Genomic DNA, 18745 nt, shown 5'->3' with positions numbered 1-18745 from the left:
GCATCAGTTGACCGACCCCAGGTTGACGGCGCCCGCGGCATCCGGCGCGATCAGGTCGTCGTCATCGCGCTTGCGCTGGTCGTCCTGGCGGACGGGCATAGGCACGTCGTCATGGGCCGGTTCGTCGTTGGTATGGAGCGTGAGGGTGCTGCCCAGGTAGCGCAGCACGCTGCCGCCGTAGTAGTCGAGATCACCCGACTGGTGGTTTTCGATGTAGTTCGGCATGGTGACGTCGTAGCCCACCGTGTAGCGCGAGACATAGGCATCCGACATCGCCGCCTTCGCATCCAGCGCGAACGTGAAGCGGGTATCCGGCTCGAAGTACTGGATGTCGGCCATGACCAGTTTCGGCGTCACGTTGTTCATGTAGACGCGTGCCTGCGGGGTCACCAGCAGCATGTCGCCCTGCACGACGCCATCGGCGATCGTTACCTTGGTGGCCGATGTATCGAGCACGGCCTGCACCGTGGCCAGCCGCTGGATCATCCAGCTGTCGGCGTTGCGCAGGTCGATGACGATCTTCTTCGCGACATTGCCGTGATAGCCGGTGAGGGTCATCGTCATCGGCTTGCCGGCCGCCGTCTGCAGCGTATGCACGTCGATGTCGCTGGCGGCCAGGTTGAGGCGGCTGCCGATGTGCGAGCTGTCAAGGACGATGGCCTCATGGGCACCGAGCGTGGCCGTGTCGGTAACCAGGTCCGCACCATGGATGGTGCCCGTGGACGAATCGATGGCGATCGGTCCACGCGACGACAGGCTGGCGAAGTCGAGGTTGCGTCCCAGGCCCAGCGTGAGATTGCCGCCGTTGCGACCGTTGCCAAGGCGCATGTCGCGACCGGCCACGAGCGATACGTCGCCGGAGACGTCGTAGGCCGACAGGGCCAGGTCGCGACCGGCCGTGCCTTGCAGGTTGCCCTGGAGGACGTTCAGCGTACCCAGTGCCATATCGTTACCGGCGGCCAGGCGGGTACCGGTCTGCGCGGTGGCGTTGCCCAGCGCGATGTCGTGTGCGGCGTCGATGCCGACGACGGTACCGGCGGCCATCGTACCGACCTTTACGTCATTGCCGGACGCGAGCGTGACATCCTGGCCTGCCGTGAGCGCATCCGCGACGAGTGAACCCGCCGCCGTGCCCTGCAGGCGTCCCGCAGCATGCGCCGTGCCGCCGAGCACCTGGCCGTGCAGCGAGCGCAGCATGATGTCCCGACCGGCATCGATGCCGGCGAACGAGAGATCGTTGTTGCTCGTGGCGACGGTGTCCCGGCCCGTCGACAGCATGCCGAGGGCGAGCTGATCGGCAGCCTCGAACAGGCCGTCCCGGCCCACCGTGGTCGTGCCGAACGTCGCGTTGCCGGTAAGCATGGCGCTCAGGTCGTGGCCGACATCGAGGCGCGTGCTCGACGTGGTGCCACCGACCGACGCCGTCAGGTCGTGATTCACACTCATCTGAGCGCTGGTCAGGTCACTGCCGACGGTGAGGGTCGCGTCATTCGCTACCGAGGTGGTGCCGAGCACAGCCGCACCCGTCACGGCCGCTGCCAGGTCGTGACCGACGGACAGGCTGCCGCTGTTCAGCACATCGGCCAGCGTGAGCGAAGCATCGCCACCCACCGTGGTCGTCGCCAGTGTCGTCTTGCCGCCAACCTTTGCCGCCAGGTTGCCTGTGACGTCGAGATGGCCGGAGTTGAGCGTACCGGCGATATCCGCCGTTGCATCGTTGTGGATCGCCGAGGTATCGAACGACGCGTTGCCCTTGACCACCGCACCAAGGTCGTTGCCCACATCGAGCTGCTTGCTGGCCACATTACCGCTGACAGCAGCCGTGAGGTCGTGACCGACGCCCAGCTGCATGCTGGTGAAGTCGCCGCCGAGCGTCAGCGTCGCGTCGTTGGCGACAGCCGTCGTGCCAAGCGTGACCGCACCGGTCACGGCTGCGATCAGATCGTGGCCTACGGTGAGGCTACCGCTGTCCAGTGCATCGGCCAGCGTGAGTGAAGCATCACCACCCACCGTGGTCGTCGCCAGTGTCATTTTGCCGCCAACCTTCGCCGTGAGGTTGTCGGTGACGTCGAGCTTGCCCGAGTCCAGCGTGCCGGCCACATCCACCGATGCAGCATGGTGAATCGTCGAGGTATCGAACGACGCATGACCCTTGACGGTCGCACCGAGGTCGTTGCCGATGTCGAGTTGCGTGCTCTGCACGTCACCCGTGATGCTGGCCATGAGGTCGTGGCCCACGCCCAGCTGCGTGCTGGCGAAGTCACCACCCAGCACCAGCGTCGCGTCGTTGGCGACGGAGGTCGTATCGAGCGCCACCGCACCCGTCACCGCGGCCATCAGATCGTGACCGACAGTGAGGCCGCCGCTGTTCAGTGCATCGGAAAGGGTCAGCGAGGCATCGTTGCCGACCGTCGTCGTCGCCAGCGTCGTCTTGCCACCGACCTTCGCCGTGAGATCGTCGGTGACGTCGAGCTTGCCCGAGTCCAGCGTGCCGGCCACATCCACCGATGCAGCATGGTGAATCGTCGAGGTATCGAACGACGCATGACCCTTGACGGTCGCACCGAGGTCGTTGCCGACATCGAGCTGCTTGCTGGCTACGTTGCCCGTGATGGTCGCTGCAAGGTCATGCCCCACGCTCAGCTGCGTGCTGGCGAAGTCACTACCGAGCGTCAGCGTCGCGTCGTTGGCGACTGCGGTCGTACCGAGTGCGACCGCACCCGTCGCCGCCGCCATCAGATCGTGACCGACAGAAAAGCTGCCGCTATCGAGTGCATCGGAAAGCGAGAGCGACGCATCGCCACCGACCGTCGTTGCGGCCAGCGTCGTCTTGCCGCCGACCTTCGCCGTGAGGTTGCGGGTAACGTCGAGCTTGCCCGAGTCCAGCGTGCCCGCCACGTCCACCGACGCATCGTGGTGGATTGCCGAGGTATCGAACGAGGCGTTGCCCTTGATCGTCGCACCGAGGTCGTTGCCGACATCGAGCTGCTTGCTGGCTACGTTGCCCGTGATGGTCGCTGCGAGGTCATGCCCCACGCTCAGCTGCGTGCTGGCGAAGTCACTACCGAGCGTCAGCGTCGCGTCGTTGGAGACTGCGGTCGTACCGAGTGCGACCGCACCCGTCGCCGCCGCCATCAGATCGTGACCGACAGAAAAGCTGCCGCTATCGAGTGCATCGGAAAGCGAGAGCGACGCATCGCCACCGACCGTCGTTGCGGCCAGCGTCGTCTTGCCGCCGACCTTCGCCGTGAGATTGCGGGTAACGTCGAGCTTGCCCGAGTCCAGCGTGCCCGCCACGTCCACCGACGCATCGTGGTGGATTGCCGAGCTATCGAACGAGGCGTTGCCCCCGATCGTTGCCGCGATATCGTTGCCGACATCGAGCTGCTTACTCAGCACGTTACCCGTAACGGTAGCCGTGAGGTCATGCCCCACGCCCAGCTGCGTGCTGGCGAAATCACTCCCAAGCGTCAGCGTCGCGTCGTTGGCGACCGAGGTCGTATCGAGCGTCACCGCCCCGGTTACCGCGGCAGTAAGGTCGTGACCGACCGTGAGCGTGCCGCTGTCCAGCGCGTCGGACAGCGTGAGCGTGGCATCGTTGCCCACCCCCGTCGTACCGAGTGTCGTCTTGCCGCCGGCGCCGACCGTCAGGTCGTGCCCGACCGTGAGGCTGGTGACGCCGAGCGTCGTGCCGCCGGTCAGCGATGCGTCGCCGGTCGCGGTCAGCGTGCCCACCGACGCATCCGCGCCGGCCTGCAATCGCGCCGCACCGTTGGCAGCCAGCGTGGTGACGCCCAGCGAAGTGCCGGCCTGCATCGACGTGTTCGCACCGCTAACGCTGCCGAACACCACGTCGCCCGTGGCCGCCACGGTGATATCGCCGCCGGCCTGGATGCTGCTGCCGTGCAACGAGTTGCCCGACAGGGTGAAGGCACCGCCGGCGTTGAACGTGCCGTCCTGCAGCCCGGAGACCATGTCGAGCATCAGGGCACCCTGGTCGGCGCGCGCCTGGACGGCGACCGCGGAGACCCGCAGCGGCGAGCCGATGCTGCCGCCCGCGTGAAGCTGCAAGGTGGCGCCGGTCAGCACGGTGGCGTTGGCGACGCCACTACCCAGGTCGGTCGCGGTGATGTTGCGCCCGGCCTGTACCGCGAGCGTGGCGCCCTTCACCGTGCCCAGGGTGAGGTCGCGCACGGCGGTCAGTGCCACGTCGCCCGTACCGGTGACGGTGCCGAGCGTCGCATCGTTGCCGCTGGACAGGTTCACGGCGCTGCCGCCGATGGAGGTAACCGTCAGGTCGCCGGTGGAGACCAGGTCGACCGTGCCGCCGGCCGTCAGGTGGCCGATGTTGAGTGCACCCGCGCCCGGGCTGGCGATGCGCACCTTGCCGCCCACGGTGCCATCGAGGGTGCCCGTGCCGGTCGCCACCTGCAGGTAGCCGGTGCCGTCGTAGTAGCCGACGTCACCGCCTGCGTTCAGCGTGATGGCGCGGCCGCTCAGCGCCAGGCCGGCCAGCTGCTGCACGATCGAGCCGCTGCCTGCGTCCAGCGACACCAGGCCGTTGGTGCGGATGCGGTCGAAACGCAGGTCGTGATCCTTCGAGCGCAGCACGATGTCCTGCGATGCCGTGGCGTCCACCAGCAGGCCACCGATCGAGTAGACCAGCGCACGCTGCGGGATCTGGTTGGCCACGTCCAGCGCCTGGCCGATGCTGCTGCCGGAGCCGGTCAACATGGTCAGGTCGCCGTTGGCGAGCACCTGCGCCTGGCCGTTGTCCGCACCGGCGGCGCGGATGTTCCCCACCGCCGCAAGGCGCACATCGCGGTCGGCGTTGATCGTACCGATAGTCAGGTCGCCATTGGCCTGCAGGTAAACCGAACCGCCCTGCCCGGCCTGCGTGGTGGCCGACACCGTGCCGCCCGCCGTCAGGAACAACGGCTGCGTCTGCTTCACGTCCAGGCGAACGATGTTGCCGTTGGCGTCCTTGACCACGGAGATGTCGCCCGCCGCATTGGCGGTGGCCAGTGCGGCGGCCTGCGCATCGGTCACCGTACCGTCGATGAGCGACTGCCCGGTGATGCTCACGGCATCGCCCGGCGAGCCGATGTTGCCGCGCGCGGAGAGCGTCACGTCACGGCCCTGGATATTGGGCGCGGCGCTGCCGACAAACGAGAGCGGCGGCGGCGTGGTGCTACCGGCATCGACCAGCGCCGCGCTGTTCACCGAGCTGGTCAGCCAGCCGAGCTTCCAGTAGGCATCCTGGGTGATCGCCGCGAGCTGCGCGTCCGTCGCGTGATAGGCGAGGTCGGCCACCGGGGTGACGAAGGCGGACGAGCTGGCGTAACCGTTACCCAGCAGGCCGGTGAAGTAACCGTCCAGCGTGGCGTAGCGCGCGGCGGCATACGTCAGCGTTTCGGCATCCGACGCGGCATGGCCGAGCTCGGCGCTGGCCAGGCCTCGGTAAAGCGCGATCTTGCCCATGTCGAGCACGAAGTTGCCGCCCACCACCGAGCCGTTGGCCATCAGGCCCTGGTACTGCGTGTAGTTGCCGTCGGCCGTCTGCTCGATGCGCTTGCGGTTGGCGGCTGCGATGGCGCCGTTGGCATCGTCGTCCGTGGTGAGGTGCAGCGTGTCACGCACCTGGACCAGCTGGGCCTGCGACAGCGCCTGGCCCGAGGTGACACCGGCGGCATCGACGATCGCACCGTCCGGCACGTCGATGTTCACCGAGCCGCCGTCGGACTGGATCAGGCCGACCCGCAGGTCGCCGCCCTGCTGGCGCAGGTTGATGTCGTTGAGCGCATGCACGTCGACCACGCCGTGGTCGATACCGTGCGAGGCATTGGTCACGCCATGCGCGGCGATGTTCAGCGACTGCCCGGTGTTACCGACCGCACCGCCCGCGTTGACGGTGATATCCCGGCCGCTGATCGTCGTGCCTGTGCCGCCGGTCACGCTGCCGACGGCGTTGAGGGTCACGTCGCCCCAGCCGCTCGCATTACCCGCGTTGACATGATCGAGCTGCAGTGCGGTGGACGCCTTGATGTTGACGCCCTGCGCACCGGCATCGGCGGCCAGCGTGCCACCGGTCATCACCAGTTGCAGCGGATTGACCGCGTCACCGATGCCGCCGGTGGCCTTGAGCGTCACCCCGTTGCTGGTGATCGCGCCATGCACGCCGGCAACGATGGCGCCGCCCGCCCCCTGGGTAGCGTCGATCGTAGTGTTGCCGCTCGGGTTGTAGATGTTGCCCGAGAGCAGCACGTTGGCATTGGAATTGACCAGCACCTGGCCCGACGCATTGCCCTGGAAGTTGATGCGGATGCGGTTGTCGGCCTTGACCGAACTGGTCAGCAGCAGCTGCGCATCGGTGGGCAGCACGTACTGCCACACGCCCGCGCCGTGGCTATCGTTGTGGATGTCGCCCGCCGCATCCGTCGTACGACTGAAGCCATAGTGGCAACCCGAGCCGTTGCTGCCGCCGCAGCCGTGGTAGTACACGTCCACGACGCTGGCCGTGTTGGAGTTGCCGACCGCGCCGTAAGTAGCGGTGGCGGCGATGGACTCGGTGAAGTTGGCGGAGATGCTGCTGTGCTCGATCACGCCCGAGGACACCAGCAGGTATTGCGGCGTGGCCACGGCCACGCCGCTGGCGTCCACATAGCCCCAGTTGGACACGCTCTGCAGCGTCGGGATGCTGCGCTTGAGGTTGACCTGCTGCTGCCACTGGTAGCGAAGGCCCGCTTCGGGGTCGTAGTACAGGCCGCTGGCGTCGCTGGACGGCGCCACGGCCACGGCACCGGCGAGGTCGGTGGCCCGGTTGCTGTTGGTGTACACCTTGGTGCCGGCACCGCGCGTGTCGACGTACCACTGCGTCTGGCTCCAGCTGCCGTTGGCATCGGTGTACTGCTTGAACGTATCCGTGATCTTCAGCTCACCGACGGCGTTGTTGCCGGTATTGATGTCGGCCAGCTGCACGGGCAGGCCCAGCGCATTGTTCAGCGTGACATGGCCGTAGCCGTCGTTGATGGTGATGTTGCCCAGCGCCTTGGTGCTGATGATGCCGCCATCGAGCGAGACGAAGCCGCCACCGGACGCGTTGACGTTGGCGATGACGATCGTCTTCGTGCCCAGGTCGTACTTGACCAGGCCCGGCGTGCAGGTGGCGCCGCCGGAGGCGCACCACAGGTTGGTCGGCAGGTCGACCTGGCCACTGCTGCCGCTCTGGCCGTCGATGAAGGTCTTGGCCGCCGCGCTCAGCGTGATGGTGTAGTCGGTCGGGCGGCCGGCGGTCATCGCACTGTCGATGTCGATGAACTTGGCCTTCACCGCGATGGTCTGGGCGATCAGCCCGGATGCGCTGGCATTGGTCGGCGTCGGATCGGCGGCGATCGTCTTGGTCGTCGGCAGCACCCACAGCTTCGGCAACGCCTGGCCGTGGAAGTCGTAGGTACCGGCGGTACCGGGGTTGGTACCACAGGTGCTGTTGGCGTACGGCAGGCAGGTGCCGAGGAAAATCATCGATACGCCGCCCTCCTTGCCGTTGTTGAAGGCGAGGTTGCCGGTGCCCAGGGTGTTGTAGAGGCGGTTGGAGAGGTCGTCGTTGCTGGTGTACTGGCCGTTGGCGTTGTAGATCGCGTTCACCGCGTACATCACGGCGTTGGTCGCGTTGCCCAGGTCGATCTGGTACGGAAGGTACGACGCCACCGGATCGGAGCCGGAGTGGTACGCGCCGTTGGGCAGGTACACGGCCACAGCGCCGTTGGGCACGTATTCCTTGATCTGCTGCGCGGAGATCGGTGCGAACTGGCCGACCGAGCCGGTGGCGTTGCTGATGTCGACCAAACCGCCCAGGTTGGTGATGGTGCCGCCCAGCAGCATGGCCGGGCCCTGGGTCACCGAGGACGGCTGGTTCGGCATTGAGCCGGTGTAGCTGTTGTTCAACGTCACCGAGGGCGCGATGCCGCTGGTGTCGTTGTGCACGCCCATCGCCGCATCGCTGGCCGCGTTGGCCCCACCGGTGAAGGTGACCGCACCGCCCGCGTTGGCGGACACGTTGATGTCGTTGAGCACCAGGTACGCACTGCTGGCGTTGTTCACGGCGACGGACGGGCTGCCGTTGGCCGCAAGCACGCCGCTGCCGCTGATGTTGCCGGCGTGCACGGTGAGGTTACCGCCCGAGGCGAACATCGAGCCGAGCGTGAAGGCGGAGGTGGTACCGGGCGTGGTCGTGCCCTTGAGGATCTCGGCCACGGACAGATCGTCCGCGCTGGCCGAGCCCGGCGATACACCGGTGGTGCCGGAACTGGCTGCGGGTGCCACGTCCGAGTCGCCGTTGTTGTTGACCGGGGTCAGGCCGGTCGGCGCCTGCAACTGGCCCGCACCGGTCACGACCGGTACGCCCTTGTTGCCGCTGCTGTCGGTATTGGCGCCCAGGCCGGCGGCATGCTGGTCGATGTACGACCAGGGGCTGAAGTTGTCGTCGCGGTTGTAGAGCAACGGCGCACCGTGGGCATGCGTGAGCTGCATGCCTGCGTCGATGTTCACCTCGTTGTCGGCGTAGATGCCCGCGGTGACGGACCCGCGCAGGGCCAGGTTCTCGCTACCGTCGGCCGACGCGTTGCTGTCGGTCGTGGTGACCGGGATGAAGCCCAGCTCGTAACCATGGCCTGCGCCTTCCGCCGTGACATTGGCCGTGCCGCGATAGCTGCCGAGGTTGATGTCCGCACCGCCGAGCACGCGCGCGCCGGTGCCAATGGTGGTGTTGGCCGTGCTGTGCACGGTGGTGGTCGCCGAGCCCGTGGCGATGGCGATGATGCCGCGCACATAGGCCTGGCCGACGCTGTCGGCGGAGAACACCGTGGGTGCGAAACCGGCGGGATCGATGCCCGCGGTCAGGTTGATCTGGCTGAAGGCGAGCAACATCGAGTTGTCGCCGACCGTGACGTTCTGCGTCGCGGTGATCGACGTGGAGGCCGAGGCGGCACCCAGCGCGCCACCGCCATAGGTATGCGTCAGCGCCGACTGCGAGGTCATCGACTGCACGTCGCTGCCCAGGCCGATGGCACCGTTGGTCAGCAGCTTGTCGTTGCTACCGGTGCCCACGTCGTTGGTGACCGTCGCGGTCAGGCTGTTGCGCACGCCCGAGCCCGCCACCGCGCCGCCGGAATCCAGCGACACCGTCGCGTTGTCCACGATCTGGGTATCGGCGCCGATCAGGATGCGACCGGGGTTGGCGAAGGGATCCGCACCGCTGGTGTACACGTAGCCGTCGTACTGGTTGGCGAGCGCGTTTGCCATGCCCGCGTCCAGACCGGAGACGATCGTGCTGCTGTCGCCGACCCGTGCCGAGGCCGTGCCGCCCAGGCTGGTGCTGTTGGTCGCCGCCGCGCCCGAGAGCACGCCACCGCCGCCGCCCTGCACCTGCGGTGCCGTGCCGACGTTCATGAAGTGGTTGCTCGAGCCGATGTCGATGAAGCCGGAGCCGTAGAGGGCGGCGCCGTTGCCGAGGCCCGCGCTCACGTTGGAGGTGACGTTGGTGGAAGCGAAGCCGCCGCTCATGTTGGCGATGCCGGCGCCCGCCGCGTTCACGGCCACGGCGTAATCGGCCTGGTGCGACGCGGTGATCGCCATCGCGCCGCCGTGGATGCTGCTGCCGTCGCCCACCGTGGCGGACGTGCTGCCCGTGTTGGACGTTCGCGCCACGGCCGCGTTGCCGGAGATCACGCCGCCGCTGCCGGCGGTGGCATCGGCGAGGTTGGTGTCGCTGCCTTCGGCGTCCAGGTGCAGGGTGCCCGTGCGGGTGCCCCCGCTCAAGGTATTGGTACCCAGCGACGCCGCGGTCACGGTGGTCGCGTCGGCTTCGGCCACCGCAGCGCCCACGCCGATGAATCCCGCCGCGCCGGCCGTGGCCGAGGCGGTCTGCATCGTGGTGTTGATCGCCTGCAGGGTCAGGTTGGCGTTGGGCAGGCGCACGCTGTCGCCGGTCAGGGCCTGCACGCTGGCGTTGGATGCCGCCGTGGCCGCGCTGGCATTGGCGCCCAGCAGCAAACCGCCGGCACCGCCGACAGCCGTGGCGCGTACGCCATTGCCGGCCGTCGTGCCGTTGGTGGCGAGGATACGGCTGTCGCCGGTGGCGGTGAGGTAGGCGGAATCGTCCACCTTCGCCAGCACCTGCTGGTCGCCTTCCGCCGTGGCGACGGAGGCGCCCAGGGACACGCCACCCGACACGGCGACACCGAATGCCTGCGCGTCCACCTGCGGCGTGGACACCGCCTGCACCGCAAGGGCGTAGGCCGTGACATGCGCTTCCTTGCCGACGATGGCCGTGATGCTTTCACGGTCGCGCGCATTCGCATCGGCACCGTTGGCCGCGACGAACAGGCCCGCCGCGACGGCGGTCGCCTTCGCGCTCACCGCGCCGGTGGAGCCGGCGTTGACACCGACCGCGCCGGCCCCGGAGACCGACGCGTTGTCGCCGATCGACGCCGTGGTATCGCCATGCTTGTCGGCCTGGCTGACCACCACGCCGCCTGCGAGACCGCCGGCTACCGCGCCGCCGCCACGCGCCGCGACAGCCGTCTGGTCCTGAGCCGTGATCGCCAGCGCACTGCCGTTGCCGAGCCGGATCGTGCCGGCACCGATGGCGCTGACGTGATTGGACAGCTCCGAGATGGCGATGGCACCGCCGAGGCCGACGAAGCCGGCCGCGCCCTGGTAGGCGCTGGTGGCGACCGAGTAAGTGCCGCTTTCCGCCTGCAGGTTGGCGCCGTAAGCGTGCGCCGTGCCGTTAAGCGACTGCGCGGTGACGTTCATCGCCCCGCCGCTGGTGACGGTCGACTGCGCGTCCACCGTGGCACCGACGTTCTGGTCGACGAGACTGAAAGCGATGGCGCCACCGGCGCCGAGGAACGCGCCGGCCGCCACGTTGCCGACCACGTTGGTCAGCGAGGTGGTGCCCGTGGCGGTGACATCGAGACTGCCGGTGACGAGCGTGCTGTTGCCGATCGTCGCCTGCGTACCGTCGCGCTGGCGCAGCAGCTGATGGTTGCCATCCAGCAGGCCGACCTTGGTCGCCGCGTTGACGGCATCCGCATCGGACTGTGAGAGATGGCCGCCCATCTGCGCGCCGCTGGCCAGCCCCTGGCCGCCCATGCCGTTCATCGCGCTGAGCGTGCCGTTGCCGCCCTTGTCCAGCTCGCCGAGCGGGTTGCTACCGGACGCGCTGTCGGTGAGCGAGCCGTTGCCGATGATCGCCAGGCCCAGCGCGCCGCTGAGGCCCACGCCGGCACCGAGGCCGCCGGACAACGTGGTGATGTCGAGGGTCTTGGTGCTGGTGGCCGCCACGTCGGTATGGCCGGCGACGCTGGCCGCGCTGTCCAGGATCGATGCGCCGACCGCGCCTTGCACGATCACCACGTTGGCGGCGGCGCCCACGCCGGCACTGCCGAAGGAGACGGCGGCACTGGCGGCATCCGGCGTGACGCCGATGGTCTCGGCCGCATGCACTTCGAGGCTGCTGGCCGCGGTGTCGGACGCATCGCGATCGAGCTGCGTGCGTTCCAGCGTGGCCGTGGTGGTGTTGCCGACCACGGTGACGGACGCCATGCCCGCCACCGCCGTGCCGCCGGCACCCGCGCCGCTGACCATGGCGCTGCCGAGCGTGACATCGGAGCGGGCGTCCACGTCGACATCCCCGCCGACGTGCAGGGTGGTATCACCGGCGGTATCGCCGATGCTGGCGGAAGTGGTGTTGTGGCTATCGGACAACAGGAACGCGCCGGCCACGGCCACGCCACCGAAGGCGCCCGCACCACCGATCATGTTGGCCTGGCTGAGCGAGTGCGCCGTGACGTCGAGCGAACCGGCGCTCAGCGTGCCGTGGGTGACGGCCGCCGACGTACCGGCGTCGAACACGTTGACCACGCCGGTGCCCGCACCGCCGGCCAGGCCGGCGGCGAGGCCGACGACGGCAGCGACGCTGCGCTGGCTGGACTCGGCATCCACGTTGGCGAGGCCGTTCGTGGTGACGGTGGCATCCTGGATGGATGCCTGCGTGCTGCGCTGGAACGCGTTGGCACCCAGTGCACCGCTGCCGGCCACGTTGGCACCGCCCGCGACGCCGGCCACGAAGGACGCATCGTAGGCATGGCTGCTGGCGCGCACGTCCACGGCCTGTGCCGCGCCGGCACCCGTATTCGCGTTGTCCTGGTTGACGCTGGCATCGGCGATATACGCGCTGGTGGTGCCACCCAGCACGTTGGCATTGCCCATGACCGCGATGGCGGCGGATCCGACCGGATCGAACGCCGCGGCGACGCTGGCGCCGAGTGTGGCCACCGCCTGCGTCGAGCTGGCATTCACGGCCAGGCCGCTGATGGCGACGTTGCCCTCGGACAGGTCCGGGCTGACGTAATCGCCGCTGCCATGGATCGTGCCGGTATCGAGTTTTTCCGGGTGCGCCAGCTGGCCGCTGGCCACGCTGACGGTGTCGCTCGCGTCCTTGCCGAGCGCGTTGACGTGCGTGCCCGTGCCGTCGATGTACGCCGTGGTGGTGTCGTGCAGGTAGTTGACCACCGCACCGAGGCCGACGCCGACCGCACCCACGCCGATACCGGCGCTGCCGGCGAACACGTCGATACCCTGGCGGTTCACGGCCGTCACGGCGATGTTGTTCTCGGCAGTGACCTGCGCGCCGCCGGTGATGGCGGCGCTGACCTTGGCGCTGGACAGGTTGGTGGCCGCGGAGGCCGCACCGCCCACCGAGCCGCCGCCCACGCCGGCCGCTACCGTGCGGATGTTGGCGCCGGTACCCGGATTGCTGCTGTCGGCGGCCACGGTCACGTTCTTCGCATGCCACGTGGCGCCGTCGAGTTCGGCGGCGGTCGTCGTACGGATATCGTTGACCGCGATCGCCGCGCCCAGGCCGCCACCGGCGGACACGCCCAGCGAGCCGGCCATGGACAGGATGGACGCGTCGTCGGACGCGGTGACGCGCGTTGTATTGCCCGCGCTGTCCTGGCTGCCGCCGGAGATCGTCGCGGCGATGTCGTTGCCGATCGTGTTGACGGTGAGTGCACCGGCCAGGCCCAGGCCTTCGCCGCCGGCGGCCGCCGCGGCCAGCGAACGGATCGCCGCCGTCGAGGCCGCTTCCACCGTCGTGCTGTCGCGTACATCCAGCACGCTGTTGGACAGCGTGGCATGGGTAAGGTTGGCAATGCCGTTGACCGACGAGGCGGCGCCCACGCCGCCGGCTTCGAGGCCGATCGCGAGCGCGCCGGCCAGGGAGTCGATCGATGCACTGTCGGTGGCGCTGACATCGAGGCTGGTCATGCTGGCGCGCGTGGCACCGCCGTAGCCGGACAGCCCGTCGACGGTGGCCGTGGTGTGGTTGCCGATCAGGTTGGCCGTGACCGAGCCACCCACCGCGACATCACCCGAGAGCGCACCGCCCACGGCGATGGCATCGATGCTGCCGGTGGAGGCGGCACCGACATTCACCGCGCCGCTTGCTTTGACCTGGCTGGCGGTGAAGCCGGCGCTCGTGTTGGCGCCGATGTTTTCCAGCGCAAAGCCCGCGCCGGCTGCCGCCTCGCTCGACCCGGCGATGGCACCGGCCAGCGTGTCGATGGTGGCGCTGTCGTTCGCGTGCACGCCGATGCTGGAGGTATCCAGCCGGCTGGCGTCGATGCTGGCGCGGGTGAAGGTCGGGCGCAGGGCGCTGGCGAGACTGCCGATGGCACCGGTGTCTTCCAGGCCGATGTCGTTGATCGCCAGCGACCCGGTCAGCGCCACCTTGTCCGCACCGGCCACGCCGACGGCTGCCGCGTTGATCGTCCCCGTGGCGCAGGCGGTGGCGGAGACAGCCGCCGCGGCACCGGCGCAACCGGCCGCCGTGGCCGAGCCGTTCGTGGTGATGCCCGCATCGACGATGCTGGCCGAGGTCTGGCTGCCGATCTCGTCGAAAGCCACCGCCAGTCCGGCCGATGCACCCTTGGTGGACACCGCGACCGCACCGGCCAGCGTGTCGATCAACGCGGCGTTGGTCGCCTGCACGGCCACCGTGGCGCCACTGACCGTGGTCCCGGTGAGCTTGCTGCTGTCGCCGAGCGTGGCCGTGACATTATCGTTGATGAAGTTGGCCGTCATCGAGCCCGCGCCGGCGAACTGGCCCTTCGAACCGCCGATGCCGGCGGCGAGGGCCACGATGCGCGTGGCGTCGGTGGCGGTGACTGCTACGTTGCCCGTGGTGGTCACCGAGCCGCCCGACAGCACGGCCGCGTAGCTGTCCGCGATGGTATTGACCGCCGCGGCCATGCCGGCCGACTCGCCGCCGACGGCAATGGCGCCGGACACCGCGAAGATCGCGGCGCCCGTGGGCGCGACGCCGCCGATCGCGGAGCCGCTGAAGTCGATGACGTTGGCCACCGAGCGACCGTGCGATGCCAGCAGGTCGTCATAGGCCTGCACCGGCGCGCTGCCGCTCGCCTGCACGGTGACATCGCCCTGGCCGCTGGCGATGGTGGCGTTGGTGACGCGCGCGGATACGCTGTTGCTCACCTGGTTGAAGGTGAACGACCCGCTCAGTTCCTGGCTGTCGGTGGTGTTGGAATACGCGGTGCCGATGGCCGCCGCCGCGATGCGCGAGGCAGTCAGCGCCTGCACGGACAACCCGCCGAAACCGCTGTAGGTGCCACAGGAAATCGAGGCGGCGTTGGTGTTGGTGATGTCGCTCCAGGTCACGGCGACACCGAAGCCCTTGCTGCCACCGATCGCGAACGCACCGCCACCCGCACCGATATCGGTGTGGTCATACGCGGTGACGCCCAGCGACGAGGTGGCATCCGCGGCGGTCAGGGTGGACGCGGCGATACCCGCCGAGGTGTCGTTGTTCGTGGTGCCGATGGAGAACGAGCCGGCCGCCGCGGAGGCTTCCTGGTCGCTGTTGGCGTTCTTCGCCAGGCCGAGGCCCAGGTCCAGGATCGACCCGCCGGAGAACGCGCGCACCGTCACATCGCCCGCATGCGGGGCGGTGACATTGCTCAGCGTCGCCGTAGTGTCGTTGTCCATGACGCTGTAGGCCACCGCACCGGCCAGGCCCGTGCTGGCCTTGCTTTCGGTCTTGGCCGAAGCCAGTGCCGCCGCGCCGCTGGCGCTGATCAGATCGGTCTGGTTAAGCGCGGTCACGCCGATGTCGCTGGCCGTGGCACCGGTGCCGCGGTCGATGGCGATACCGTCGATCGAGGCGCGCGTGTCGAGGTTGCCGATATCCACGGTGGCACTGCCCGCCACACCGACGGCAACTTTCGGCTTGCTGGCCGGGGGTGGCGTTCCGGTGTCGGAGCTGCCTTCTTCTTTCTTCGCCGTGCCCAGCATGTCGCCGATGACCGGCAGCTTGGCCAGGATCGTATCGATGCCGAAGCCGCTGGTGCTGCTGTCGCTGCTGGCCTGGGTGGTCTTGAGGAAATCGGGGCTGAGGTCGTTCGAGATACCTTCCGCCGACGGCGTGCTGCCGCTCGTCGTGCCCGTGCCTGTGCCGCCGGTACCGGTACCGCCGCTGCCGCCCGAACCGTCCGTCGGCTTCTTGTCCTCGCCCTTTGCCTGCGCCCCGGAAATCGCGATGGCGCCGCTGCGCCCGTCGGTGGAGGCCAGCACGTTGACGGCACCGGCAGCGATGCCGGCGGTCGGCATGGCCGTCGCCGCGGCCATGGCCGGATCGACCTGCGTCGCGTCGGCCGCGTTGTTGCCGATATACGCCCGCGTGTCGCCGTCCAGGTGATTGATGGCGATACCGACGCCCACGCCGACGCTGGTGCCCTGGGCGATGGCGCCCGCGATGGACCAGATGCCCGCCCCCTGGTGCGCGGTCACATCCACCACGTCGGCGACGATGCGCGCCGTATTGGTGATGGAGGCATGCGTCGTGTTGTCGATGTTCGCCGTGGCGAAAATGACGTTGCCCGACACGCCCGAGCCACGACCGGCCGACGGCGTGATCACCACCATCTGCTGGGTGTCGTTGGCGTCGACGCTGACACCCTTCGCCGTCGCGGTCACGCCGTCGCCGATACCGGCGATGGTGTTGTCCGCGTAGTTGGTGAGGTTGACCCCGCCGCCCACGGCATCGGCATCGGTGGATGTGCCACCCGTGCCGTTGACCTTGAGCAGGTCGATGTTGCCGCTGATGTCGATGGTCTGGACCGTGGTATTCGCGGTCACGCCGATCGCGTGGTTGAACGACAGCGCCACGGGCGCGATCGCTGCCCCCTCCGCATCGTTGCCCAGCGCGACGCTGCCCGTCCACGCCGCGTCGGTGGCCGCCGTGGCGTTGAGCTTCGCGCCGCTGCCGACCCACGCTGTGTTGTCGTTGGCCAACGCGAAGAAGCTGATGGCACCGGCTAGGCCGACATCGGCACTCTGCGATTTCGCGTTGACGTAGCTGGCCGCCAGTGGCCCGCCGTTCTTGGAAAGATCGGTGTAGATGTCCTTCAGGAATTCCGGGATATTCGAGAATTCGTTCAGGCCGGACGTGGACGGAAGGTCCCACGGCACCGACACGTTGCTGCCCACGCCGATGTGCAGCGCCGTGAGGTCGGCATTCGCGCCGATGGTGGCGGAGGCATCGTTGTGCAGCAGGCTCACGCCGATGGCGAGGCTGGCCGACACCTTGGCCGCGTTGTCTTCGCCCGATTCCGTCTCCGTGGTCGCTGCGATCTTCGTGCCCGCGCTGACCAGGTTGGCCTGCACGACCAGGTCGCCGCTGGCTTTCACCACCGCGCCGTTACCGATCGATGCGTGCGCGCCCTGGTCCACGGTCGCCAGGCTGATGCCCACGCCACCACGCAAGGCGCTCTTTCCGGCGGCGTCGTCGCCCTTGGGCTGCGCCGGCTGGTTTTCCTGCTTCGCGGTGGTGTCGTCGGCCTTGGACAGGTTGTCGCCCAGCTTGCCCTGCAGAAACGGCATCATGCCGTCGCCCGCGGAAGCGACCACCGGCTTCGGCGCCGCGTCCTTGTCCGCACCACCCACCGAGGTCTCGGCACCCACCTCGGTCTTTGAGGTGACGGAGTCGGCCAGCACGGTAAGCGAGCCGACCGGCTTGGCGGTGGTGCCCAGGTTGGCGCTGTTGGTCGCGTTCGCGTTGGTGTCGACGAACAGCAGCGCCGCGTTCGCGCCGACCGGGCTGGTGCTGTTCGCCTCCACCGTGGAGGTGACACCATAGCTGCCGCTGTTATGCGCCAGCACAGCGATGCCGTTGCCCGTGATCGTGGCACCCTGGGCGATGCTGGCGTCCGTCTCGGCGGACACGTTGCCAATGGCCGCCGCGACGGCCACGGTGTTCTTGCCCGAGACCTTGGCGGTGATGTCGAGATCGCTGCTGTGCAGCGCCTTCACCGAAACGTTGCCGCCGGCGGCGATGCTCGCGCCCGACTGCACCGTGGCAGTGGTGGTGCCGGTGGTCTCACCGTAGACGCCGGCGGCGAGCAGGCTCTGGCCCGCCTTGTCATTCAGCGCGGACGTGGCGGCCTTGGCGGCCGTGGCGGCCTGCACCACCACATCGCCATCGGCGACGATGATCGCGTTGGCACCGAGCGTCACGGCGGCATTGCTGGCCGCGGCAACCACACCGATCGGCAGGTTGCTCACACCGAGCTTGGCCGCCGCGTCAGTGGCGACGCTGCCCAGCGTGGCAATGGCGTCGTCGGCGTTCTGGTAGTCCGCGGTGGCCGCGCTGGTCGCACCGATGCTCACGTTCTTGCCGGCAAGCGTGCCGTTGACGGTGACGCTGCTGTTGGCGCTGGCCTGACCGGAAGTGACGGTGGCCTCGCCCGAGGCGGCCAGGGTCACGTCGGCTACGCCGGTGCCATGGCTGTCCACGGCCTTCACCTGGGCGCCCTGCTTGATGGCGATGTCTTCCGCCACCAGGCGGATGCCCTGGTCGTCCTTGACGACGGTGACCGTGCCGTCGCTGCCGGTGTTCACGGCGGTATCCAGCCCAGTGCCCGTCGCGCCGCCCGTGACGAACACGGTGCCGGACGCATCGATGGCATGCGCCTGGATGCGCACGCCGGAGGTCGCGGTGATGTGCCCATCGACGACCACCGAGGCCGCGTCGTGGTCGATGCTGCCGTCGAGCAGCTTCGAGGTGAAGGCGCCGCCGCCCAGCAGGGCCTCGCCGGACAGCGCATCCATCGACGCCTGGCTGGGCGTGGCGATGGACAGGGCGCCGACGTTGATCGCGCCGGTGGCCCCCACGACCATGCCGTTCGCGTCGGCGAAGAACACCCGCCCTGCGCCGCTGGTCGTGCCGACCATGCCGTTGACCGTGCCGTTGACGATGGCCTGGCTGTCGACCAGGTTGACCAGGTTGTTCGCGCCGGTGGGCAGGTGCAGGTTGACCGTGTCGCCCTGCCCCACGTTGAAGTCGCGGAAGCTGTTGAACGCCGTCGTCGTGCTGCCATTGGCGCGCACCGTCGTCACGTCGATGGTCGCGCCATTGGCGGCAACCTGGGTCATGCCCGTGGGCAGGCCGGCGCGCGCGGTAACCGTCGAGGCCGCGAGTACCGCGTGGGGTACGCCGATCGCCATCGCACTGGCCAACGCCACGCTGAGCTTGCGCAACGGATGGGCGGCAATACCCTGCGGGATGACGGCAACGCGCTCGACACCCTGCGGCCCGTGGGAACGGGTCGGCGACCTGGACATGATTTTTCCCCTGTTACGCCGCGACGATGCGCCGCGACGGTCG

The 18745-nt window shown here is 68.7% G+C and carries 1 protein-coding gene; it reads right to left on the bottom strand.

The annotated features are described in order from the left end of the window. Positions 1-3 precede the first annotated feature (3 nt). Positions 4-18702: a leukotoxin LktA family filamentous adhesin gene (locus FA89_RS05425; RefSeq protein ID WP_036138968.1), complete on the bottom strand. Its 18699-nt coding sequence runs from the start codon at positions 18700-18702 to the stop codon at positions 4-6. Between the last annotated feature and the right edge of the window lie 43 nt (positions 18703-18745).

The organism is Luteibacter sp. 9135 (assembly GCF_000745005.1).
GTDB lineage: Bacteria > Pseudomonadota > Gammaproteobacteria > Xanthomonadales > Rhodanobacteraceae > Luteibacter.
Note: the sequence above shows the minus strand (reverse complement) of the source record. Positions and strands in the feature narration are given on the sequence as shown.